This window comes from Streptomyces sp. NPDC037421, from assembly GCF_055602105.1.
Map to the genome: position 1 here is coordinate 99,588 of NZ_JBVJWV010000011.1, position 1,714 is coordinate 101,301.

The 1,714-nt window shown below is 71.5% G+C and carries 1 protein-coding gene; it reads right to left on the reverse strand.

All coding sequences use genetic code 11. The features are described 5' to 3' along the window. On the reverse strand, positions 1–1,407 hold a 1,407-nt coding region (locus ACZ7IF_RS18455), incomplete at its 3' end, for a class I tRNA ligase family protein (RefSeq protein ID WP_470972328.1). Positions 1,408–1,714 lie beyond the last annotated feature (307 nt).

Sequence of the window (1,714 nt, forward strand, 5' to 3'; positions counted from 1 at the left end):
GTCGTAGGAGACGAACGCGTCCTCCCACTCGGCGGTGTCGGTGCCGCGGCCGTCCGTCGGCTCGACGACGCAGCGGATCGGCAGCTCGAAGGCGCGGGCGAACTCGAAGTCGCGGGTGTCGTGCGCCGGGACGGCCATGATCGCGCCGGTGCCGTAGCCCATCAGCACGTAGTCGGCGATGAAGACGGGGACCTTGTCGCCGCTGACCGGGTTGACCGCGTACTCGCCGGTGAAGACGCCGGTCTTGTCCTTGGCCTCGGCCTGCCGCTCGACGTCCGACTTGGAGGCGGCCTGCTTGCGGTACGCGGCCACGGCCTCGGCGGGGGTGGCGTACCCGCCGGTCCACACGTCGTGGGTGCCCTCGGGCCAGGCGGCCGGGATGAACTTCTCGACCAGCGGGTGCTCGGGCGCCAGGACCATGTAGGTGGCGCCGAACAGGGTGTCCGGGCGGGTGGTGAAGACGGTGATGGCTTCGTCGCCCAGCGCGAAGTCGACGCGCGCGCCCTCGCTGCGGCCGATCCAGTTGCGCTGCTGCAGCTTGATGGCCTCGGGCCAGTCCAGCGCGTCCAGGTCGTCCAGCAGGCGGTCCGCGTAGGCCGTGATCCGCATGTTCCACTGGCTCAGGCGGGACTTGAAGACGGGGAAGTTGCCGCGCTCGGACCGGCCGTCGGCGGTGACCTCCTCGTTGGCCAGCACGGTGCCCAGCCCGGGGCACCAGTTCACGGGCGCGTCGGAGGCGTAGGCCAGGCGGAAGCCGTTCAGCACGTCGGCGCGCTCGGCGGCGGTCAGGCCGGCCCAGGCGCGGCCTCCGGGGACCTCACGGGTGCCGGCCTCGAAGGCGGCGACCAGCTCGGAGACCGGGCGGGCCTTCTTCGCGTCGGCGTCGTACCAGGAGTTGTAGATCTGCAGGAAGATCCACTGGGTCCACTTGTAGTACTCGGGGTCGATCGTCGCGAAGGACCGGCGCTTGTCGTGGCCCAGGCCCAGCCGGCGCAGCTGGACCTTCATGTTCTCGATGTTCGCCTCGGTCGACACGCGCGGGTGCGTGCCGGTCTGCACGGCGTACTGCTCGGCCGGCAGGCCGAAGGCGTCGAAGCCCAGGGTGTGCAGGACGTTGTGGCCGGACATCCGCTGGTGGCGCGCGAAGACGTCGGTGGCGATGTAGCCCAGCGGGTGGCCGACGTGCAGGCCCGCACCGGAGGGGTACGGGAACATGTCCATGATGAACTTCTTGGGCCGGGCGACGACCGCCGGGTCACCGGCCAGGTCACCGGTCGGGTTCGGCGCCTCGTAGGTGCCCTCCGCGTCCCATACGTCCTGCCAGCGTGCCTCGATGTCGGCGGCCATGGCAGCCGTGTAACGGTGCCCCTCGGCCGCCTCGGGGGCCGGGGTGTTCGTCTCGCTCATGATTTCTGAAGCTCCATCGATCGTCTCTGCCGTCTCTGCCCGCCCAAACGAAAAAACCCCTCGCACAGGAGGGGACGCCGCGCCGATGCCGACCTCTTCGAAGGGTCGGTACTGATCAGCGCGGCTCGGTAAGCAGGAGGCGTACGGCACGCATGGCGTCAGGGTACCGCAGCGGCCCCCACGGGTGCTCGGACGTTCCACCGACCGGGCACAACGAGAAGCGGGGGGGGGGGGGGGGGGGGGGGGGGGGTTGGGGGGGGGGGGGGGGGGGGGGGGGGGGGGGGGGGGGGGGGGGGGGGGGGGGTAC